Consider the following 21,514-nt stretch of genomic DNA (forward strand, 5'->3'; position numbering starts at 1 on the left):
TTAGCTATGCTCCAATTATCGTCCGTTATACGCTGCTCATGCCGATAGACTCATGCAATTGCGCTGCTGCTGATAGTTCGGCAGAGTTACCAGCGAAGTGCTGCTGGGTCGATCTTTGGAACGAGTCCTTCCTGCGCTGCTCGATCAAGCAGGGCCGTGATGGCGGCGTAGCCATCCTCACCGAGTTCACCGGTAAACTCGTTCACATAGAGGTCAATATGCGCTTTCGTGACCTGCTCGTCCATTTCTTGCGCATGGCACATGATGTAGTCACGAGACTCTTCAGGATGCGCCCACGCGTAACGAACCGAAGCGCGTGTCCAATTCGCGAGCCTTTCTAGATCGAGCTTACGCTTGGCAATGATAGCGCCGAGCGGAATAGGCAGCCCCGTATCCGCTTCCCACCAGCTTCCCATGTCGGCCAGCAAGGTGAGTCCATAGGTTGGATAGGTGAAACGCGCTTCATGGATCACGAGCCCCGCATCAACAAGACCGTCCCGTACGGCAGGCATAATCTCATGGAACGGCATGACGACAATCTCGCCTATGCCTCCAGGCACGTGCTGCGCCGCCCACAGTCGGAACAGCAGGTACGCGGTTGATCGTTCACTAGGCACGGCTACTTTGCGACCCGATAGCGCAGCAGGGTCGTTGCTGCCGTTGTTAGTCAAGACGAGCGGGCCGCAGCCTCTGCCGAGCGCTCCTCCGCATGGCAGCAGGGCGTATTCTGACAGTACCCATGGCAGCGCGGCGAACGAGATCTTCATGACATCCAGCCCCTGACCGCTTGCGGCAAGGCCATTCGTAATATCGATATCGGCATATGTAACTTCCAATTGCGGAGCATCTGGAAGTAAACCGTGTACCCATGCATGAAATACGAAAGTATCGTTCGGGCATGGAGAAAAGGCAATGTTCAGCTTATTCAATTAAAGCACCTCCCGTAATGCAGAGCATGCGGCTTCCAACGCATCAAGCGCGTCCTTTATGCGCCATGCTCCGCGATCGCGCGGTCCTACCGCATTCGAGATCGCGCGAATCTCGAGCGCGGGCACAGCTCTGTCCTGTGCGGCGAGTCCTACGCCGTAGCCTTCCATCGCTTCGGCGGCAGCGCATGGTATGCGCGTAACCAAGGCTTGAGCGGTGGCGGCGGTGCCGGTCGTCGTAGACAGCGTAAGCACGGGGCCGGCTTGCACGGGCTGGCCGGCTGCCTGCAACGCGGCGACAAGCTTCGCCGCAAGCTCCGCGTCTACGGCGACACGCGCCGAGCCGAAGCCAAGCTCGTCCACGCTGAGAAAGCCATCCGGCGTCTCAGCGCCCAGATCGGCGGCGATCATCTCGCTCGCCACCACAACAGAGCCGACGGCGGCACGTTCCGTGAAGCCGCCGGCGATGCCCGCGCACACGACCAAGCCGTACTCCGTATCGGCTTGAGTTAGCGCCTTCGCAGTGCTGATCGCCGCCGCGGCAGAGCCGACGCCGCCGATCAGCACGTCGAAGCGGGCATCGCCCCGCAGCCCGCGGAGCACGGCATCCCGCTCGGCTGCAACTGATGTCACGACGAGCACGCGGCCATTGCGCACGTGACTCGCGTGATCAGCGTCATTTCTAACTCGATTCATATTCGTTCTCTCCCATACGCAAATCGTGATTTCATTTTATCACATTCCCTATACGGCGTGAATTTGGGCTTGGGGTACCTCAAGGAGCCGCTGCCGGGAGATTTCTTCGATACGGATCGGAGTTATAACCATTTTTTCCATAGGGTGCGCGCTCCTTTGTATAACCGTTTGGATCGAACTATGATATGATTTGAATATGATGTTAGCGGTTATGACATCATGAGTTCGGAATCGTAAGGAGTGAGCAGGTATGATAGGACGTAGAGTAATCGTGACTCGCTGCCGATGCTACCGCTACTATCGCTAATGAACCGACCTCCATCTGAACCGTTAAATTAAAGGAGGTCCATATCATATGGAACAACAGCAAAGAGCGATATTAGTAGGCGTGAATCTCGGGCAGCAGCACGACTTTGAATATTCGATGGAAGAGCTCGGCAACTTGGCCGAAGCTTGTGACATTGAGGTCGTCGGCATGATGACCCAGAATTTGCAGAAAGTCATTTCGTCTCATTATATTGGAACAGGCAAGATTCAAGAATTGAGTATATTGGTCAACCAGTTGGATGCGCACATGGTCATCTTCAACGATGAGCTGTCTCCGTCCCAGATTCGTAATCTGGAAGCGGACCTGGAATGCAAGGTCATCGACCGTACGATTCTGATCTTGGACATCTTCGGCGAACGCGCCAAGACGCGTGAAGCGCAGCTTCAAGTCGAGGTGGCGGAGCTGCAGTATATGCTGCCGCGGTTGATCGGCCTTCGCGCATCTCTTGGCCGTCAGACCGGCGGTGTCGGCACCAAGAACAAAGGTGTCGGCGAGAAGAAGTTGGAGCTCGATCGCAGGAAGATCGAGGAGAAGATCTCCGCGCTTAACAAAGAGCTGGAGCAGCTCGTATTCCAGCGTCAGACGCAGCGCAAGAAGCGCAAGAAGAACGAGATTCCAGTCGTTTCACTCGTCGGTTATACGAACGCTGGCAAGTCCACGATCATGAATGCGCTGATGGAGCTTACGAATCCAACTGCAGTCAAGCAAGTATTGGAGAAGGACATGTTGTTTGCGACGCTGGAAACCTCGGTGCGCAATATTCAGCTGCAAGATAATAAGTCGTTTCTCTTGACAGACACGGTCGGCTTTGTCAGCAAGCTTCCTCATCATCTGATTAAGGCGTTTCGCTCCACATTGGAAGAGGTCGCGGAAGCGGATCTGCTTATTCATGTAGTGGATTATTCGAACCCGAATTATGAGCAGCTGATTCAGATCACCAACGATACGTTGAAGGAGATTGGAATTGAGAATATTCCGGTTATATTTGCTTATAACAAGTCGGACCTGACAGAGACCGAGCTTCCTAGAACGGAAGATCAAGCCGTATACCTGTCTGCTAAACAGCGGATAGGGCTGGAAGAGCTGATCGAGCTTACGCGAGCGCATATTTTCAAAGATTATGTTCGGTGTGAGATGTTAATCCCTTATGATAAGGGTCAGCTTATCTCGTATCTGAATGAGCATGCCACCGTATTGTCGACTGACTATGAGAATGAGGGCACGAAGCTCACCTTGGACTGCAAACGAAGCGATATGGAGAAATATCGTGAATATGTAGTTTCGAGCTAAGCGCAAATCAAGCTATCGAAGCAGTAGGAATTAGGAAACGCTATGACACACCATGGTTGCAGGAGGATAACGAAAGATGAAGGATTGTTGGAGCGAGCAGCATGTTATCCAATCTGATAATTGCGATTACAAGAAAATGTGCAGATTGTCCACATTGTTGGAATGGATGCAGCGTGCTGGAGACAGTCATTTAGCTGAAAATGGCATTCTCCTTGACGATATGATTCGACAAGGACTAGCTTGGATGCTGGTCACCGTAGACCTGGAGATGATTCGCCAACCGCGATATGGGGACGCGTTAGTCATTGAGACTTGGCACAAGGGCTGCAAAGGGGTGCAATGGTTCCGCGATTATCGGATCTATGGCGCGGAGCAGGAATTGTTGGCACAAGCTAGAACCGTTTGGGTCTTGGTTGATATTCATAAGCGGAGGATTCTGCGTTCTTCCGCATTTCCATATGAATTGCCTGAGATCGGTCATAACTCTGTCGGAGATGCGCCTAACAGGGTAGAGCTTCCAACTGATGCTATATTAGAGCACGTTTATGATATGACCGTGCGTCAAAGCAGTCTGGATATGAACGGGCATATGAACAATGCGCGCTTTGCGGACGTGTGTCTGGATGCGTTGACTCCAGAGCAGCTCGAGGGGAGCGTAGCGCGCTTTCATATCACGTATCATCAAGAAGCGATGCTGGGAGAGAAGTATAGCGTACTCCGCTCTAGCACGGGTATAGGCGATTGCTTCATCAGCGGTACGTCAGAGGAAGGCACAAGATTCTTCGAGGCCTGCGTTAGCTTGCGCTGACACATGCCTCATCCATATCATGCATACGGATTCAACAGCCGGACGCGACCTTGCGTTCGGCTTCTTGACGTTGGAACACAGTGAGCTTCAATCACCTGACTTCCTGTGTTATCATAATAGGAAATATGAGGAAGTTGTGGAGGGTGTGAACCTTGAAGCAGGCTGGCGTATATTTGGCTTTAATTGTGGTGTTTATAATCGTCACCAATCCATCTTCATCGGGTGGAATGATACTGCTGTTCGGAGCAATTGCCGGGCTCTGGTACTTCGTAAATCAAGTGGTCAAACGAGATGCACAGAGTGAAGGAGGTGGAGGATATACTCGGTATAATGCTCATACAGGCAGGACTTCCTTTGACTCGAATGCGGATAGGTATGATGCTTCAATCAAAACGGCGATCGCTGTAGTCAGCAAGGCGACATATGCTTCACCACTGCTCCTACAAGAGAAGATGTTCATCGAATATACGAGAGCGTGTACGATACTAGAGCAGCTAGAGGAGCTGGGGGTAGTTGGCCCTGAAGATTCGATTCGCCATCGGGATGTGCTGCTGACACCTGAAGAGGTGACGAGCTTGCTTAGTGAGTGGGTCATGGATGACGAGCATGAGGAAGATCACGAGGAACATGTCTCAGATGAGGAGCTGGAGCGAGAACTGAAGGATATTGTTCAAGAGCTTCAACAGGTCCCGGGCTCAGCAGTTGCCAAGAGACATATTCAACAGATGGCAGATATGATTATGCTTCAGGAGCAGCGCGAGAATGATGGGCAATCTACACATACTTTCGGAAAGCATATGGTGTTTACGGGTGAGTATACGGAGGATATGCGGAACGTTATTGAACTGACTGCCCAGATGCTCACTAATCTTCAAGTGCTCTCGGAAGGCATCGTAACGGAGGCAGTGAGTGAGGATTTCATTGATCCTTTAGGATGGAAGACAGAGGAGAAGACAGAAGCGCTGTTGGATGAGGCTTGTGGAGGAGTGCTCGTGATTCACGATCCATACCGACTGTTGGAAGGGGAGCACGCCGATCAGGGCCAAGAAGCGATATTTGTCTTGCTGAGCCTGCTGGATGATTACAGCGATGACCTTGTTGTTATCATGACAGGTAATGCAGATAAGATGAGAGTTTTCATCGATCAGAATATTCACGTTCGAGCTTATTTTCCGCATGTGATTCCGTTTGCCTCGCAGCCTGAGCGACCGTTACAACCTGTAGGACCTGTACGACAGGAAATGAACACTGTAGTTGAAGCTGTTCCAGCTGCAAGTCAGCTGTCGCGGTTTGATGCGCAACTGCTGGATCCGACACCGATGGTGAAAGAAGATATTATGCACTCATCTGATTCTATAATGCACAGTGATGCGGGTTCGGAATCGCATCCGATCGAATCGTTTGATTTAGAAGCGAAGCTGCTGCAGATTCCGATGCCGGAACAGCAGAAGGAGCAGATTCGTGAATTGTCCAAACAGTTGGAAGTCTATAAGAAGCGGAAATCTCAAGGCATGTATGCGGAGTCCGTTCCGATGTGCTTTATTGTGAAAGAAGGAGACAGCCGTACAAGATTGTCCGTTTCTATCTTATTGGGCGAGCTGTATCAGAAGTATGGGGTCTTAAGCAAAGGCGACGTTATCCAGACTGTGCCTCAGGACTATGAGTTAACTTCATCCTCGAGTCTTGGGGGTGCCACTCCTTTGCAAGCTAAGCTTGCTCAAGCGCAGGGCGAAGTGTTGCTATTCGATCTGCATGAATTAGCTGCAGGTAATGACGGGGGCATATCCGAACGTGAAGCAGCACAGCTGATCGTGCAGGCTACCGATCGTTCGGACAATGGAGTACTCATTGTTGCGGCAGGCACAGAGGCGAACATCCATGCGTTCCTTCAATATAGCTCCGTACTGCGTATGCGATTTGCCAAGCATATTACTTTGAATTGAGCATTCAAGGTCGGCACAAGGTGAGCTGCCATGCTCGAATGCGGGACGGCTCAAGCAAACGGGGTTGTTCCATAAGTCATTTTTCTTATGACTTATGAGGCAACCCCTTCTTTGCATCTCAGTCGTCCCGGCCTTATCGGCAAGCCTGAGACGTCAAAAAAATGCATCTCAGCTCCAAAATAAGCTCCCGAGAGGGCTGAGATGCAAAAAAATGACGTCTCAGCCGTCCGAACGGCCTCGACGGCCGAAAAATAAGGCTAAGACGTCAAAAAATTGCATCTCAGGTCCAAAATCAGCTTTCGCGAGGGCTGAGATGCAGAAAAATGACGTCTCAGCCATCCCGACGGCCTCGGCAGCAGAAAAAAAGGGGCTTGTCCTCGTACATGACGGACAGGCCCCTCTAATCCTCTTATCCTCTAAGCAAAGACTCCGCACCATCCACGTATATCTTCGTGCCCGTAACGTGTGATGCATCATCGGATGCGAGGAACAGCATCACATTCGCTACGTGCTCCGGTTCACCCGCGCGTCCTTCCAATGGGTGGCTTCCTTCTGGGAATTTAAGTGGAACCTCTATTTCTTTCAGGTCTGCTGTCGGATGGCTGCTCTCGCCGATATTGGTCTTGATGGCTCCAGGACAGATCGCGTTGACGCGAATCTTGTACTGCGCTAACTCGAGCGCTGCCATCTTCATGAGCGCGACTTCTCCAGCCTTCGTCGTAGAGTAAACTGAATAGCCAGCACTGGAGAATACGCGGTTGCCGTTGATGGAGCTCGTAATAATAATACTGCCGCCTTTATCTTTGAGATGGGGAATCGCATATTTGATCGTCGCAAATGTGCCTCGTAAATTCACATTCATCGTCTCATCCCAATCCGCTATCTCCATCGTTTCAATGGGCGCCAGCGTACCATTGATGCCGGCATTGGCGAATACGATATCCAATCTCCCCCATTGCTTGACGGTCTGCGCATAGCTGTTTTCAACTTGCTCCGGCTTCGCAATATCGCAGTCGAATACGAGAGCTTCTCCACCAGCTTGTTCAATCCAGCGCTTCGTTTCCTCCGTGTGCTCACGGTCCCTATCTAACAGAGCCACCCGCGCTCCATGCTTGGCGCATAGCAGAGCGGAAGCCCGCCCGATTCCAGAACCGCCGCCAGTTATGACCGCAACCTTACCCAGTAGTCGTTGATCTGACATGTGAACATCTCCTTTCTAGTACAAACCTTATCCACGATGACTAAAAAATATACAGAAGAAATGGAGATTGTGGAGGTTTAACGGATTTATTGTCGAAATTTGTATTGTTAACTCGATAATTAATATGATAGTATCTTCATATCTTCATATATTACCTATTACCTAATTAATCAGACTGTGGGGATTGCGAGATGAAGTTAAGAAGAGCGGCGGCGGTTCTTGGATGCGCCTTGATGATGTCAGGATTGCTTCAGTGTTCACCTGTTGAAGCAGCTGCAACGAAGAGCTATGGGTATATGGATACGAAGGCCAATCGGACCTTTGTACCGATCCGCTATCTAAGTGAACAGCTTAAGTATGAGGTGAAATGGGATCAGCCTAATCAACGGGTTACGGTCAGCAGCGGGGAACAAACGGCCGCGCTCACGGTCGGCAAGAACACGGCGACTGTTAACGATCGTACTATTGCGTTGGATGCGGCGCCATTTGTTCAAGGGGGAACGACGTATGTTCCCATTCGTTTCATAAGCGATGTGATGAAGCTGGACATCAAGTGGGATAATGCCGCATCGGTCATGGAGTTCCAATCTAATGGGAACACCAATAGGCTTCCGATCGTTCCGCTGAACCGTGCCGTTCAATCCAATCCGATCGAGCAGAAGCAGCAAACGTTTATGGTCGGTAAGAGACGTATACCCGCAACCATGCTGCAGGTGGATCTGCTTCACCCTAACATTAAACTAGGTGTTGCAGTCGCTAACAATCAGCCAGGAACAGTAGACTCACTTAAGGACATGGCTGTTAGCAGCAAAGCGACCGCAGCGATAAACGGTACATTCTTCAATGCTTATTCCGAGACAAGCTATAAGGCGCCATACGGATACATTGTGCAGAATGGCAAAGTCGTGCATAAAAGCTCAGGGGATCCAAGATCCGTATTATATTTTGATCAAGCGAACATAGTGGAGATTGTCCCAGGTGCTGATTTTCCACAGCTTCTTCGTGATGGGAAGGTGCAAGGGGCGCTTCAAGCTGGTCCGCGGTTAGTGACTAATGGAAAAGTAACGGTTGACCCTGTAAATGAAGGCTTTAAAGACCCGAAGATATTGACAAATAGCGGAGCGCGCAGTGCAGTCGGGATCACGAAGGATCACAAGCTAATTCTTCTTACCACATCTAGCGCAACGATTCCTGAATTAGCTCAGGTTATGAAGCAAGCGGGGGCTTATCAAGCGATGAATCTGGATGGCGGGGCATCAAGCTGCCTTTACTATAACGGAAAATATTTGACGGAACCAGGCCGTGAGATCAGCAATGCGCTTCTAATCCACAGTCAGTAATTGCGGATCATGCCGGACATAACAAAACAGCGCTGTCGTCATGCCCTTTTCTGCGGCACATCGATCGGCGCTGTTCTGCTTTCTTATTCATAACCACTTGGGTCTGAGGCTTACGGATCCATTCCTGTCTGCTGATTTCGGGATTCAGCTTATGCTCGCGTTCACGTTTGCGGCGGTCGCGCTGTGCTTTACTGCTCATCTATATGCACCTCCATGGGATTTGATCTTATCATATGCGATCATTCCGCTAGTTGCAAGCTGAATGATATATTCAATTGACCACGGAGTCGTACCGTTCCTTTTGTTAGTCCAATTATATGTAAGTCTTTTTTTAGACTAATTATAGATATGATCTTGAAACAAGTTATAATGAGGATAGGCTCGAATGTCATTTTATATCGATTATTAGGGGTTTTTCAGTATAATGTCGAAAAATGGAGTATTTTATTCTGAAAGTGGATGTGAGGTTGTGTACTTTATTAGGTACAACGATGCATGTTAATCCATCTCTTTAGGGCGAGGAATGGCTTGATTCTACAATAAGAACGCTTATTTCGATAGTATAATAATTCACATTCTAATTATGTGGTTTTTGTTTAAATTCTAGCAGGATAAGACCATATTTTGTCGAATCTAAACGAATGGAATCATTTACCTAATTTATAGATAAATAGGGGTGCTGTATGAGAACGGTTCGTACCTTTTTTTCAATAGGGGTAATTCTGCTCATGTTAGGGCTCATGCTGCCTTCGGTTAGTTATGCGGCTGATAGCGATGAGATTAAGATATCCGAGTGGCAGATGTACTGGGAAACGGAGCACCATTCCTTGTCGGATATTATGGCCACTGAAGATGAGTGGTGGAAGACCGTATCCTCAAATGATGGTATTCCCGTGAAGCCGGACGGTGTGGCGGGAGCATGGTATCGGATATCAATCCCACCTACGCAATGGGAACAAGCAGGGCTTCTGCTTCCTGTTGTGTATGCTTTAGATGTTCAGGTGTACGGAGATGATGGTCGAACACTTTTTAATTTCTCTAGAGGCTATACGAATGATGTTAATCAAATCTTCATACCTTTACAGTCTAAGCCAGATGGAGAAACCGTATTTATTCATTTGGAGTCGCCAAGTGATCGATTAGGAATTAAAGATGCGGGAATCGTTAAAGAATATCAGTCTCTGTTACCGGTCTATGTAGAGAGAGGGCTAGTAGATGTATTCATGGGCAGCGCTTTCGTGTTTATGGCGTTAGTTATGCTGGTTTGCGGATTGTTATTGCGCAGCATTTATATTCCTAGCTGGTTGTCGCTAGGTGCAGTGATATTGTCAATCGGAGTTCTGATGCTAACGTACTCGTCTTTTACATATACCTTTTTCTCCGAAGTTGGGGAAGTAGCAACCGTAGGTTTTGACGTGGCCCTATTAACTTTATTCCCTGCATTATGCCTCTACTTCGAAAAAATAATGGGGCTTAAAAAAAGATCCTTTGTCAGCATATTTAGGAACTGCTTAATCTGGTATTCTCTATTCAGCCTCGCGCTGTTGTTTATCTATTTAGCGGTAGGGACTAGCTTCTATAATATATATTACTTCTTTGGCGTAACGATCTACGGATTTATCATCATTGCGGAGCTTGTTATACTTATGTACTATTCCATTAGGTACGCGCTCAACGGCAATACGGACGCCTTGTTATTCACGTGCGGCTTTGCGATGTTCGCATTCGTATCCATTGGGGAATTGATATGGTTTTATATCCAATCTAGCGAATACGAGCTTTGGTTGTGGAAATGGGGAGTGTTAGGCTTTGTACTCTCGTTAATTGTTATTTTAGGCAGAACGATTGCGCTAAATCATGAACGGGTGATCAGATATTCAAGGGATCTAGAGATGTATAATAATGAGTTGCAGCATGCGGAGAAGATGGAGATGATTAGCGAGCTGGCAGCATCAGTTGCCCATGAAGTACGCAATCCCCTGCAGGTAACGCGAGGATTCTTGCAGATCATTGCCAGCAAGGCAGACTCTAAAGAGCGGGATTACCTAGATCTTGCGCTTAACGAGCTGGATCGTGCATCGTCCATCATTACAGACTTCCTGACGTTTGCGAAGCCGGAATTGCAGGATCATAAGGTATTAAAGATTGCTGAAGAAATGAAGCATATTGAAGGAATTCTGATGCCGCTTGCCAATATGTCAGGAGCCACTATTTCCGTCGATGTACCGAGCAGCTTAGCTATAAGAGGGAACTCGTCTAAGTTCAAGCAGGCGTTTATTAATCTGATTAAGAATAGCATTGAAGCTTTGGATGATGCCGGAGAAATACGGATCTGGGGATATGAGCAAGAGAATCAAGTATATATTCATATTCAGGACAATGGTATTGGCATGACTGAACAGGAATTGAAACGTCTCGGAGAACCTTATTATACGAATAAGATAAAGGGGACAGGACTAGGGCTGATCGTAACTTATCGAATTGTAGAAGTTATGTGCGGCAGACTTCATTTTAATAGTGAAAAAGGTGTCGGTACTGAGGCGGTCTTAGATTTTCCCAAAGCTACAGAATAGTATGTTTACTCATAAAGAAGGAGAAGCGACGTGTTCGCTCCTCCTTCTTCTTGTTCACCATTACCATCTGCCTAGCTGCTCGCCACTTTCATTCAAGCTCATCACTTGTGCAGGGTTCTGTGGAATAACAAGCCCGAAAGTCGATGAAGTCTCTTCTATGACTACGAGATTGATATCTTCAGGTACGATGATGTTGAATTCATCTTGAAGCGCTGCCTTGGGATCTGTCAGAAGCTTCTGCTTGAACGCAGGATCTTCCCAAGCTTTCTGAATAATTTGCTCTTTTAGTTGTAGTTTATTAGTCATGGTTACACCTTCCGCATTAGGTATAGATACACCTCAAGTCTACCACGATATTCCAATATGTTCTAGTTAATTTTACCTAAAATGTTACATGATCAGTCTTACCTATATTGGTTTGCGTGATAGAATAAGCCTCCATGCATCAACAATTCCTTGGCCTTTTGCAAACGATCGGCTTCAGTGCAGATGTTGTCGATCATCGACTGCTGAAACTGGATTAGCTCGGGGACCTCAATGCCAGATTCTCGTATCCTATGCTCATATATTTTCGCCTGTTCGGCATAACCGTTGAACACATCACGCACGGTAATAGCGTGCCACACCTCATCTTCAGTCATGATGTGCTCAGCTGGAAGCCCTAGCCCTGACCTCGTCCAAGCGATCAGGCAGTTATAGCTTCCTTCCGCAAGATCGTCCTTCCAGTCCGACCAATCATCCGACATCTGCAGGATCAGAAGCGCGCAATCCACTGCAGCAGACATTTTCTCGATCAGATCCGTTTTGCCGCCTAGACAGAGAGCTCCTGTACTTGCAAATTTCACAGGGCCAGCCTTATTAGCGATAGCTTGTCGGTTATGGTGGAAGTAATCCGAGCAGGGTTCATTTGAGACTGAATCTGCCCAGTCCGCGATATATTGTTGATAGCTGCTCCAGAACGGAGAATCTAGTGGAAACAGCTGCTGATAGGTGTTCAAAAATTGCAAGTAGCACATATTTGCGAGCGCAAGCTCTTCATGAGATGCGGTTGATCCTTCATCCATCAGATCATCTTGAATGAAAAAGTATAGCATTACGAATATGTTCGCTACTGCAAGCTGTCGACAATGCTGCTGAGAAATTCCGCTAATATCCTTAATCCAATAAGGGAGTAGATAGCATATATAATTGTTCGTGCTGTCTTTATGTATAGGGTTGAATTTGTGCAAATAAGCAGTTCCCCGTCGATTCAAGGGTGCCGGAAACGTATGAATGCAAGCTTCTGCTTCAGTAAAGATTGCACGTATTTCATCCATATGAGATTGATACCACTGCATATTAGTTTTCTCCTCATGCTTAAAACAGTTTGAAGTGACTAAAGGACTACAAAGTCATGCTATATAAAATATATAGGATTCCAATAAGCGAGTAAATATATGGAATTGTGATAATTTAATGTTGGACTAATCTCCTTTTCAGGTTAAGAAGATACAATCATCCTTTGTAATCTTATGACGAGAGGGGGATTGTTATGGGAACACAAGAGGGGAGGCGGCGAATCAGCAAGCCGCGCATCGATGAGATTACGATTCTGCGGGCGCTCGCCTTCTTCGCCATTGTGCTCCAGCACAGCATAGGAGAGTATATCTACCGAGAAGATATATTGGTACAGGATTCTGTTATGCTCGGCATGCTGTATCACTTTACGAGATATGGAACGTTGACCTTTGTATTCCTATCCACTGTTATCTTGTTCTACAATTATGATTCAACTGTAGCCTACAAGCCGTTCCTGAAGCGAAGAGCGAAGGCAGTACTCGTTCCTTATGTCATCTGGACGCTTATCTATGGGCTATTCTCATTGAATACTGAACTCTTGACTGCTGCAGGTTGGGCCAAACTTTTTCGTCAGTTTATTGATCCGACATATGGGTATCACATGTGGTTTATCTTAATGATATTTCAGCTGTATCTGGTGTTTCCGCTGCTGGCTCGCTGGGTGGAGAAATGCCAAGCATGGGCGAAGCGGCGTTATGGAGAAGATCTTCGCAAGCCGTTGATCGTGCTGATGCTCGGCTTAGGCGGCTTATACGCGCTGCTGATGGATTGGTCCTATCGAGTTGCGCCGCAGCTGTCTGAGCGCCTGAATCCTTTGGGAACGGAGCTCCTTTCACACCGCACGATGTTTGTCGGCATGTATTTCTTCTATATCGCGATGGGCATTATATGTTCCCTCTATCTGAAGGAGTGGCGGCAAGGTGTGAAGAAGTTCGCGGGCTGGAGCTTGGCTGTGTTCGTTGTCGGGTATATCTACATCGGATATCGTCTCCTAGAAGGCGGAGTTGAGCCGATCAACTTGAATATATCGACCTATTTTAAGCCTTCGCTCTTCGTAGTGATTACCGCGCAGATGCTCTTCATGTATGCCGCTGCCTTATATATATTGGAGCAGGGCGGCTGGCTGGCAAGAGCGCTGCAGAAGATCGGGACCTACTCATTCGGAGGATATCTGGTTCACGCGCTGGTATTGTCCTTCGTCGCGTTCTGGACTCGAGGCATGCCGCTCGAAGGATATCATCTTCTAGCGACGGTGCTGACTTGGATAGTCGTAGCGTCATTATCGATATGTATCGCTTGGGCGCTTGATAAGCTGCCGTTCGGCATATGGTTGACCGGTCCTATGGGGCGCAAGAAGACTAGGAAGTCTGATGCCGCTGTGAACGCTTCTGGGGCTGCTTCTTGAATAGGAATATCGTGATAAAGGGGCTGTCCCAAAAGTCATTTTTTTCATCTCTTTTGGGACAACCCTTCTTTGTTTCTACACCAATAAAAAACCGCTTACCTAGTCGATGAGACTGGATCAGCGGTTTTTTGTCCGATAGCACATATGGTGACAGACCTGCGCTTGAACGGACACAGGGGCCACTATTTCATGATTTCGGGGTATTTTTTGAGGGCTTGCGGACACAGACGACGCTATTTGCTTCAAAACTAGCAATAAACTACTTATTCGGGTCAAATAACGGCTCTACAGTCCGCTAGGATGGCGAATTAGTGGTGTTTGCGGCAAATAGCGGCTCGTGTGTCCGCTCCCGGCCCCTGTAGATAGCTATCGATGATATCGAATAGTCTATCTCAGCCCCATTTTATAATCAGCCTATATTAGCTGCGAATTCCCCTAATGTAGGCTGACATGATGGCGGAGAGGGATTCACTTCGGTCGATCGACATATTGAATTGCTGCTTGATCTCAAGTGCAGCAAAGCCATGTACGATGCTGCGCAAGCCTCGGACCGCGTGAATTCTGTTGTCGCCCTCGAGCTGATAGGGCTCCATCACCCTTAATATAAGATCAACAATCTTATCTCCAATGATATGGATATCCGGATCAAGCGGATCCGGAGCGCTTAATGACGCTTCATATAGACCGGGATGCTGGCGGGCGAAGTTGAAGTAAGCCAGTGCTACAGCATGAACAGCTTCATCGCCTGCACGGCCAAGCGCGGCATCCACCATCTCTGCCAACAGCTTGCCTAACGCGTATATGGCAAGCTGTTTGCGCAGCTCAGGCAAGCCATTAACATGGTTATATAGAGAAGGCGTACGGATCTGGAGCTGCTTCGCTACTGCGGCGAGCGAGACTTGCTCATAGCCTTCTTCATCTGCTAGCTGTGCCGCAATTGCAACTATGACACTTTGATCAATTTTTTGTCGCATGCTTCAACCTCTTCTCTAGATCGTGTTCGGCCTGAATAATAGCATTCTCCATTAATCTTTTCGGTTCTTCCAGCATAATACCATGTCCGACACCCAAGAGTGAAGGCTGATAGCTGATCAAGCGCTTGGCGCTGGCGATCGCTGTTTCGTAATGCCAAGTGGCGAGGGCAGGGAAGGGAAATGACCAGATCTTATAGCCTGACACTGCAATTCCTCCTCGTATCTGGAATGCATCACCTGCGATAAGCGCGCGATTGCGGGTGTCAAGGAAAGCGAATGAGCCTGGTGTATGCCCTGGAGCCTGAATAGCTTCCAATGACCCGATTCGCTCGCCATGGGTGATAAGACGGTCGGCATTCGTCTTATTATCCTTCGGAACCCCTCCTCGAATCGGAGTCTCAGGCTCTCCAGGCAGCAGCGTCATATCACCGCGAAGCAAGCGTGCATCTCGCTCGGAGATGATGACTTCCACATGCGGAAGCTCTTGCTTGAGCTTTGACAGCGCTCCAATATGATCGCTGTGCGCATGTGTAAGTACGATACGTCCGATTGGCTTGCCTATCCAGGAAGCCGCTTGGATAATGCCCTTCCAGCTATAAGGAAGGGCTGCATCTATCAAGGTTAGATCCGATTCCTCTTCGACGAGATAACAATTTACAGGGAATAGGTTAGGCATAAACGATATTTGTGTTACATATCCGGCTTTAGTCATTCGCATTGAACTGTCCCTCCGTTTAACTAATGATATTAGTATAATAACTAACACCATTAGTTTTGTAAAGGGATTATTTGCGGAATTCCGCAGACCGCAAAAAGTTTGTGGGAATTACGGTACAACATATCGGTGAAAGCTGAAGCAGACTAAGGTATGATGCAATTAAGACAAGGTTGCAGTTTACGTCAGTGAAACTTCCCTCAATAATCCGAAGCGAATAGCCTCCCCCCTTACTAGCTTCATTATTGAGTCAATATCCTCTGATTAGATCACGATGTTGTGTGCAGCCTCCTTCCCCCATGCGCGCAGCATCGTCTTTGTTATATAGAGGCGAATGTTGGTTGTGCAGGGGAATATAGCTGCTTGAAAACAAGTTGGTTATTTAGCTGGTTAGCGATAACAGTTGATGTGAGATAGATTGTTCAAATAAACACTAGAAGTAAAGAGGGGTGAGTATGATGTGGAAAGCGATCCATATCGCTTATTATGATGATGAGCATGACAGGCTGTTGCTGGACGGTATTAAACCGGTCATCAGCCAACTGCAGCATGATGGTTCCATTCTTCGAGCGTATTCCTTTCGGATATGGAATCCAGCCCCGACTATGGTCGTTCATATCGAAACAGAGCACGAGGCTTCCTTTCAAAAGGCTTTCGAATTTTTCAAACAGAAGGTTGGGAACTATCTTCGAGCGTTTCCCTCAAAGCGTCTACTTTCCAAGCAGGAACAGCAGGTGTTATCCAATCGTTGGGGAACAGCAACAGAAGATTGCTCAGAGACCATTCATCAGAATAATAGCATAACCCTCAGCAAACTCACGCTGCCTCATGGGCTGCATGAAGATCATGTACTGTTTGAATTGCTTCATAGCTTTTATGCCTATACGTACGAAATCATTATACATGAAGTCGATCGCTGTCGAGAGAATAGTCTGACTCGCTGCTATCGATTAGTACGCATGATGGCCTTGTACGGAGGATATGATCTGCAAAACTCGTTGTTATCAGGTTACACAACTCCTCGAAGAAGGATCGAAAGCTACCTGCAGAGCTTAAGAGAGCGTGAGTTTGTAAGAAAGCAATTTGAAGATGCCAATGACCAGTATGGATTGACGATAGACAGTGCAATGTACGATCTTCATGCGCATATGAATGCAGATGGACAGTATGAAGGCGATGATAAGCTGCTGCGATTGTGGAGCTCCGCGCGGTATGAATTGTTTAGAGCCATAAGCACTTTGGTCGAAAAAGGATTAATACCGAAGAAGGACTCGCAATTAGGATTATTCTGCGCCCAATCTACGGCCTATCAGATCATGAATACGAGTATGCAGGCGCTTATGCCATTGTTCCAACTAGATCTGAGACAGCAGCATATGATGGAATATTTATTGATCCGCAGCTTGGAACGAATGGACAGTGTGTTGGAACAACGCAATTATTTTCATGTTCCGCGCTTCAACATCGTTTCGGCGTTAGTGTGAGCCGCCCGGCGGTCTCATCAATATAGCTCTCTCCCTAGGCTTTCGTCGCAGCGTTCTTAGTAGGAATGCAGCTGGCGGTTGCCTTTTTTTTCTGTGATCATATACTATTAGGTTAAGACAGGATGAGGAGGATGTTATGAAGCTGACCGCGAATACGTTGGAACTGCACATGAGAGAAGCTATCGATCGATACTTTACGGTTGATGCGATGCGGCAGTATGCACATACATATGTTGACGACAAGTTGAAGGAAGCTTTTCACTTCGGCAATTTGTGTTTATTCCATTATGAGATGTTTGACGGTGAACCGAATGAAGACATCCACAGAGTGGCTGCCGCGCTGGAGCTTCTTATTCTAAGCTCAGACATATTGGACGATATTCAGGATCAAGATGCTCCTTCCAAGCCGTGGATGCAGACGCCTGCTCCGTTAGCTTTAAATGTCGCCTTTAGTCTGCTGATGCTTGGTCAGCAGCTTCTGCAGGAGGCTCAATTCGAGTCGCGCCGTCTTAATCTGGCTGTTGAGACGGTGAATCGACATGTATTGTGTTCACTCAATGGGCAGATGAGCGACTTGATGAATGATGCTTCCAGTACCGATGATTATATGGACATGGTAAATCATAAGTCAGCATCGCTAATCGTGATGTCATGCATGGTTGGCGTTATTCTAGCTGACGGCAAGTGGAATGAGAATGTGGAGAACTATGCTCGCGACATGGGCATGATGGCGCAGTTAACGAATGATTTGCGTGACTGCTTGAGAACGGACGAGAAGTCGGATGTTATGGCGGACAAGCACACATTGCCTATGCTCTATAACAAGGACGAGCAGTCAAGCTTGTCGGATCTGGACCCGGCTGAACGGCTGCAGCTATTTCAAGAGAATGGAACTATACTTTATATGCAAGTGTTGATTAAGACCCACTATTACGGATGTATGGAACATTTTAACAATCTTCTGCAAGCTCGTGAATGGAAAGCTCGATTTGAGACATTTTTTGAGAGTATAAGCATATAAAATGTGTGACTAGAATAGGCATTTCGACCGTTTTCTCCATAGACCGCAAAATAATTGTGGAATTCCGCAATGGTCATTGCGTTTGATGTAATATACTATCTTGATAGAGTTATAGGTACAACATGTACTATACTCTAGGTTGAACAATAATACGCAGAAGCGGAGGAGATTTCAATGTTGAAAGAAGCAATTCAATCATTGTTGAAAGACCGTAATATGATGGAGTCTTTTATGCAAGGTCGTTTGCAGCTTGAGGGAGTACCGCAAATGCAACAACTCGCTTTGAAGAACACACTGGTGAATAAGGAAGCGAAGGACAACTATTCTTTCGTACCTTGGTTCTAAGGAAAAGCTAGTAATGAAGAGGGAGGATTAACATACAAAATGGGATATAGGTCACGGATTAAGTCCTCCCTCTTAATTGCTATCATGTGCTGCCTAATCATTTATTTTTTTTACATAACAGTAGCGATTCCGCATCTAGGCATTATTGTAGCTCCGGACGAAGACGGCAACTATGTTGTTCAGGTTGCTGATCCGGCAGGTCGAGCGGATAACGCAGGAATAACGAAGGGCGATATCGTTCTCTTAATTGACGGCAAGCCTGTGAAGGATAATTATTCTGTACGTAATTTTGGAGCGGTAGAACAAGCGAAGGAGATCACCATTAGGCAAGAAGATGGTACTATCAGTACAGTCACCTTTGATTGGAATTGGACGAGGAATATTTCGAGTGATGAGTTAGTATTTCAGTTTATTGTTCCGGCGATGTTCCTGCTCGTGTTTGTGTCGATGTCTATCTTCTTGTATCGCAAGGGGAAGAGAGACCGTGAAACGTTAACACTCATCCTGTTTTTTCTAACAGTAGGACTTACCTACTATAGCTCTACTGCTTCTTATCGAAGCGATCCGTTGGGGAAGGTTACGTTATTCGTATTGCTTCCGATGATTCCTTACATATTCATGCATTTTATGAACATCTATTTGAAACGATTCAATGTTCAATTTATTAACATTAAATTTTTCTATACAATGATGGGTTTGAATTTACTGATAGGGGCCATTTACCCTATCCTTATTTTAATAGATTATACTATTCCAGACTCTTTTTATAAGTACAGGGTCCTATTGTCGTCCTTAATCTTCGTAGGATATTCAATGTGCCTAATAAGTCTGATTAAGGTGTATATGAATTACCGTAAGACACGGCTTAAAGCTTTATTTAAGATTATGCTGGCAGCGCATATTGCAGCGTTCACACCGTTTGTAACGATGAATCTGCTGCCGCTCATGATACTGAAGGTTGAATTGCTCCCTTCAACCTTCACGACATTATTTATATTTGCGCTGCCTTTTAGCTATATGTACTTATTTACATCGAACACATTGTTCGATATTGATTTTATATTTACGAGATTCAAGTACTATACCTTGCTTGCCCTAGTGCCTGCTGTTGGGGTTATGTTCTTTATTACGATTATTGAAACTGTAAACTATGAGAAAACCTGGGTAAAGTGGTTTCAGGTGTTTTTTGTAATTTACGTTGGGATGGCTGTGTTTCTATACTTCAAGGAGACGATCGATCATCGCTTTAGACCGAGGTTGCTGAAGCAGATGTACAGCTTTCAGGACAGCATTGATCGTTTATCTTCTCGGATGACGCGAGTGATGAAGCGAAGCGATCTTGAAGAAGTGCTTAAGCAAGAGGTTGGCACGATGATACCGCTTAGCACATTGGGCTTCCTGCGCGTAGACATAGGAACAGGAACGATAGATTCTAATGACGGCTTCTCCTTGCGTCCGGAGACTGCCCAAGCTTTGCTGCAAATCGCGGACACTTTCCAGGTGTCGTGTATGTATTCGCTGGAAGATGGGCTGGTATCGGTAGTCGGCAAGCACAAAGAGGGCTTCCATGTGATGTGGATAAGCGCGAAGAGTAACCAAACGCATTTTAACGTGGATGAGCTTCGATGGTTAAAGACGATTACCCATTACACAAGCATCGTTCAAGAGAATCTATACTTGATTGAGAACCTGCTGGTTGATCTGGAATCTGAGATGAGCAAGGAAAAGACGACTACGCCGTGGGTATTGCGTCTATTGTTCTGTCTATCTGAGAATGAACGCCGCAGACTGGCGTCAGATCTGCATGATTCTGCGCTGCAGGATCAGTTGCTTTGGTTCCGCAGACTTGAATCTGCAATGTTAGACTATAAGATGTCGAGTGAGCTGCACGATGAGCTGGGACATGTAAGAGAAGGACTGCTGGATGTCATATACCAGATTCGTGAAACGTGCAATGAACTCAGGCCGCCTCTGCTTAAAGAGCTAGGCTTAATCGAAGCGCTTGAATCGCTTATAGAGCATATCCAATTGCAGGTCAACTTTGCAGTTCGCTTTCAGTCAGAACCGTTGAAAGCTGTGCTGAATGAGGAACAGCTTACTTCCATCTATCGGATCATTCAGGAGCTGCTGCGCAATACGGCCAAACACGCTCGAGCTAATCTGGTATACATTGACTTGCAGCAGGAAGGCAACCACATCTATGTGAGCTACAAGGATAATGGAATCGGGATGGATCTCGTGAAGCTGACATCATCGTTCAGCCATATGGGCTTGTCTGGTGTCAAGGAACGAGTCTCCAGCTTGGAAGGCGAGATCGAATTCTACTCGGAAGTCGGGAGCGGCTTCGAAGTGAAGATGGTCATCCCAGTAGTATGGACGCAGGGCCGAGGAGAAAGGGACGATAACGTTGATTCGTATCTTATTAGTTGATGATCACCCATCTGTTGGTGAAGGTACTAAGACCATGATCGAGCAAGATCCTAACATGAACGTCAAGGTTGTGCTTTCAGCTGTAGATGCGCTGGAAATCGTAAATGAAGAGAGCTTCGATATTATTATGTGCGACTTGAATATGCCGGGTATTAGCGGGTTGGAGTTGACGAAACGGCTCATTCAAGAGAATCCGGAGCGGCGTGTCATTATTTATACAGGTTATGAGATAAGCTCACACTTCAACCTGCTCATGGAATCTGGAGCCTCGGGCTTTATATCCAAGACGGTATCGCGGGAGCAGCTGCACAATGCTATTCATTGCGCGATGAGGGGTGAAGCGACGATTCCAATCTCTTTATTGAAGCAGCTTCGTCGAAGTGAAGTGAAGATAAAGCGTGGTCCTAACGCAATCGAAGAAGCATCGATTAATGAACGAGAGCAGGAGATTCTGCAGGAAGTGGCGGACGGCAAGAGCAATCGAGATATCGCGACTAAGATGCATATGAGCCAACGAACTGTCGAATACAACCTGACTCGAATCTTTGAGAAATTAGGTGTGCGATCTCGTTCGGAAGCCATTGTGGAAGCGAAGCAGCTTGGACTAGTACGAATGGAATCATTTTAGGAGTTAGATCATGGGACATAAAACCGTCAAGCAACCAGCTTGACGGTTTTATTCGTATAGTCGACCAAT

At 47.1% G+C, this 21,514-nt stretch carries 19 protein-coding genes; 11 read left to right on the forward strand and 8 right to left on the reverse strand.

The window, feature by feature from the left end; translation table 11 throughout:
* Positions 1–86: 86 nt before the first annotated feature.
* Both AC3WTP_RS17710 and AC3WTP_RS17715 read right to left on the reverse strand, forming a co-directional pair.
* Entirely contained in the window at positions 87–920 is an 834-nt protein-coding gene (locus AC3WTP_RS17710) for a 1,4-dihydroxy-6-naphtoate synthase (RefSeq protein WP_492395998.1), read from the reverse strand.
* Positions 921–929: 9 nt separating this feature from the next.
* Entirely contained in the window at positions 930–1,622 is a 693-nt protein-coding gene (locus tag AC3WTP_RS17715) for a futalosine hydrolase (RefSeq protein ID WP_492395963.1), read from the reverse strand.
* 355 nt (positions 1,623–1,977) lie between these two features.
* Here AC3WTP_RS17715 and hflX point away from each other — a divergent pair, with 355 nt between their 5' ends.
* From hflX to AC3WTP_RS17730, 3 genes are all read left to right on the forward strand, one after another.
* Positions 1,978–3,240, forward strand: a complete 1,263-nt coding sequence (hflX, locus tag AC3WTP_RS17720) for a GTPase HflX (RefSeq protein WP_492395964.1) — start codon at positions 1,978–1,980, stop codon at positions 3,238–3,240.
* A gap of 76 nt (positions 3,241–3,316) precedes the next feature.
* Entirely contained in the window at positions 3,317–4,048 is a 732-nt protein-coding gene (locus tag AC3WTP_RS17725; RefSeq protein ID WP_492395965.1) for an acyl-[acyl-carrier-protein] thioesterase, read from the forward strand.
* 152 nt (positions 4,049–4,200) lie between these two features.
* Positions 4,201–5,991 carry a DNA translocase FtsK gene (locus tag AC3WTP_RS17730; RefSeq protein WP_492395966.1) on the forward strand — a complete coding sequence of 597 codons (1,791 nt, stop codon included), beginning with the start codon at positions 4,201–4,203 and terminating at the stop codon, positions 5,989–5,991.
* A gap of 409 nt (positions 5,992–6,400) precedes the next feature.
* Here the strand turns inward: AC3WTP_RS17730 and AC3WTP_RS17735 are convergent, their stop codons facing one another.
* Positions 6,401–7,192: an SDR family oxidoreductase gene (locus AC3WTP_RS17735; protein WP_492395967.1), complete on the reverse strand. Its 792-nt coding sequence runs from the start codon at positions 7,190–7,192 to the stop codon at positions 6,401–6,403.
* Positions 7,193–7,383: 191 nt separating this feature from the next.
* Between AC3WTP_RS17735 and AC3WTP_RS17740 the strand changes: the two genes are divergently transcribed.
* A complete protein-coding gene (locus AC3WTP_RS17740) occupies positions 7,384–8,532 on the forward strand; it encodes a phosphodiester glycosidase family protein (RefSeq protein WP_492395968.1) in 1,149 nt (382 codons plus the stop codon).
* A 7-nt stretch (positions 8,533–8,539) separates the two neighbouring features.
* Here the strand turns inward: AC3WTP_RS17740 and brfA are convergent, their stop codons facing one another.
* Positions 8,540–8,731 carry a ribosome rescue factor BrfA gene (gene brfA / locus AC3WTP_RS17745; protein WP_492395969.1) on the reverse strand — a complete coding sequence of 64 codons (192 nt, stop codon included), beginning with the start codon at positions 8,729–8,731 and terminating at the stop codon, positions 8,540–8,542.
* Positions 8,732–9,215: 484 nt separating this feature from the next.
* On the opposite strand from brfA, the gene AC3WTP_RS17750 reads away from it, so the two are divergent.
* The gene (locus tag AC3WTP_RS17750; protein WP_492395970.1) at positions 9,216–11,105 is read left to right on the forward strand and encodes an ATP-binding protein; all 1,890 of its coding nucleotides are present in this window, start codon (positions 9,216–9,218) and stop codon (positions 11,103–11,105) included.
* A 60-nt stretch (positions 11,106–11,165) separates the two neighbouring features.
* Here the strand turns inward: AC3WTP_RS17750 and AC3WTP_RS17755 are convergent, their stop codons facing one another.
* Together AC3WTP_RS17755 and AC3WTP_RS17760 are read right to left on the reverse strand one after the other, a co-directional pair.
* Positions 11,166–11,411, reverse strand: coding sequence for an NHLP leader peptide family RiPP precursor (locus AC3WTP_RS17755; RefSeq protein ID WP_492395971.1), 246 nt, complete (start codon positions 11,409–11,411; stop codon positions 11,166–11,168).
* A gap of 98 nt (positions 11,412–11,509) precedes the next feature.
* Positions 11,510–12,442, reverse strand: a complete 933-nt coding sequence (locus tag AC3WTP_RS17760; RefSeq protein ID WP_492395972.1) for a hypothetical protein — start codon at positions 12,440–12,442, stop codon at positions 11,510–11,512.
* Between the two features lie 194 nt (positions 12,443–12,636).
* Here AC3WTP_RS17760 and AC3WTP_RS17765 point away from each other — a divergent pair, with 194 nt between their 5' ends.
* Positions 12,637–13,848: an acyltransferase gene (locus AC3WTP_RS17765; RefSeq protein ID WP_492395973.1), complete on the forward strand. Its 1,212-nt coding sequence runs from the start codon at positions 12,637–12,639 to the stop codon at positions 13,846–13,848.
* A 419-nt stretch (positions 13,849–14,267) separates the two neighbouring features.
* On the opposite strand, the gene AC3WTP_RS17770 is transcribed toward AC3WTP_RS17765, so the two are convergent.
* A complete protein-coding gene (locus tag AC3WTP_RS17770; protein WP_492395974.1) occupies positions 14,268–14,822 on the reverse strand; it encodes a TetR-like C-terminal domain-containing protein in 555 nt (184 codons plus the stop codon).
* Complete coding sequence (locus AC3WTP_RS17775) at positions 14,806–15,540, reverse strand: MBL fold metallo-hydrolase (RefSeq protein WP_492395975.1); 735 nt, start codon at positions 15,538–15,540, stop codon at positions 14,806–14,808. Before AC3WTP_RS17775 ends, AC3WTP_RS17770 begins: the two co-directional genes overlap by 17 nt.
* Positions 15,541–15,992: 452 nt before the next feature.
* Between AC3WTP_RS17775 and AC3WTP_RS17780 the strand changes: the two genes are divergently transcribed.
* The 5 genes from AC3WTP_RS17780 to AC3WTP_RS17800 all read left to right on the forward strand — a co-directional run bounded on the left by AC3WTP_RS17780 (position 15,993) and on the right by AC3WTP_RS17800 (position 21,445).
* Complete coding sequence (locus AC3WTP_RS17780) at positions 15,993–17,021, forward strand: lantibiotic dehydratase C-terminal domain-containing protein (RefSeq protein ID WP_492395976.1); 1,029 nt, start codon at positions 15,993–15,995, stop codon at positions 17,019–17,021.
* Between the two features lie 136 nt (positions 17,022–17,157).
* Positions 17,158–18,042, forward strand: coding sequence for a polyprenyl synthetase family protein (locus tag AC3WTP_RS17785; RefSeq protein WP_492395977.1), 885 nt, complete (start codon positions 17,158–17,160; stop codon positions 18,040–18,042).
* 174 nt (positions 18,043–18,216) lie between these two features.
* Entirely contained in the window at positions 18,217–18,387 is a 171-nt protein-coding gene (gene comX / locus AC3WTP_RS17790; protein ID WP_492395978.1) for a competence pheromone ComX, read from the forward strand.
* 39 nt (positions 18,388–18,426) lie between these two features.
* Positions 18,427–20,817, forward strand: a complete 2,391-nt coding sequence (locus tag AC3WTP_RS17795) for an ATP-binding protein (protein WP_492395979.1) — start codon at positions 18,427–18,429, stop codon at positions 20,815–20,817.
* On the forward strand, positions 20,795–21,445 hold the full coding sequence (locus AC3WTP_RS17800) for a response regulator transcription factor (protein WP_492395980.1): 651 nt from the start codon (positions 20,795–20,797) through the stop codon (positions 21,443–21,445). The genes AC3WTP_RS17795 and AC3WTP_RS17800 overlap by 23 nt, the downstream gene beginning before the upstream one ends.
* Positions 21,446–21,514: the final 69 nt, after the last annotated feature.

Source organism: Paenibacillus sp. EB106-04-04-XG159 (assembly GCF_058791835.1).

Bases quoted from the DNA above. Each gene is read 5' to 3' on its own strand.
- AC3WTP_RS17715 (WP_492395963.1), bottom strand. From the start codon at position 1,622: ATGAATCGAGTTAGAAATGACGCTGATCACGCGAGTCACGTGCGCAAT.
- AC3WTP_RS17770 (WP_492395974.1), bottom strand. From the start codon at position 14,822: ATGCGACAAAAAATTGATCAAAGTGTCATAGTTGCAATTGCGGCACAG.
- AC3WTP_RS17725 (WP_492395965.1), top strand. From the start codon at position 3,317: ATGAAGGATTGTTGGAGCGAGCAGCATGTTATCCAATCTGATAATTGC.
- AC3WTP_RS17795 (WP_492395979.1), top strand. From the start codon at position 18,427: ATGGGATATAGGTCACGGATTAAGTCCTCCCTCTTAATTGCTATCATG.
- AC3WTP_RS17780 (WP_492395976.1), top strand. From the start codon at position 15,993: ATGATGTGGAAAGCGATCCATATCGCTTATTATGATGATGAGCATGAC.
- AC3WTP_RS17755 (WP_492395971.1), bottom strand. From the start codon at position 11,411: ATGACTAATAAACTACAACTAAAAGAGCAAATTATTCAGAAAGCTTGG.
- AC3WTP_RS17735 (WP_492395967.1), bottom strand. From the start codon at position 7,192: ATGTCAGATCAACGACTACTGGGTAAGGTTGCGGTCATAACTGGCGGC.
- AC3WTP_RS17760 (WP_492395972.1), bottom strand. From the start codon at position 12,442: ATGCAGTGGTATCAATCTCATATGGATGAAATACGTGCAATCTTTACT.
- comX (WP_492395978.1), top strand. From the start codon at position 18,217: ATGTTGAAAGAAGCAATTCAATCATTGTTGAAAGACCGTAATATGATG.
- brfA (WP_492395969.1), bottom strand. From the start codon at position 8,731: ATGAGCAGTAAAGCACAGCGCGACCGCCGCAAACGTGAACGCGAGCAT.
- AC3WTP_RS17765 (WP_492395973.1), top strand. From the start codon at position 12,637: ATGGGAACACAAGAGGGGAGGCGGCGAATCAGCAAGCCGCGCATCGAT.
- hflX (WP_492395964.1), top strand. From the start codon at position 1,978: ATGGAACAACAGCAAAGAGCGATATTAGTAGGCGTGAATCTCGGGCAG.
- AC3WTP_RS17740 (WP_492395968.1), top strand. From the start codon at position 7,384: ATGAAGTTAAGAAGAGCGGCGGCGGTTCTTGGATGCGCCTTGATGATG.
- AC3WTP_RS17775 (WP_492395975.1), bottom strand. From the start codon at position 15,540: ATGCGAATGACTAAAGCCGGATATGTAACACAAATATCGTTTATGCCT.
- AC3WTP_RS17750 (WP_492395970.1), top strand. From the start codon at position 9,216: ATGAGAACGGTTCGTACCTTTTTTTCAATAGGGGTAATTCTGCTCATG.
- AC3WTP_RS17785 (WP_492395977.1), top strand. From the start codon at position 17,158: ATGAAGCTGACCGCGAATACGTTGGAACTGCACATGAGAGAAGCTATC.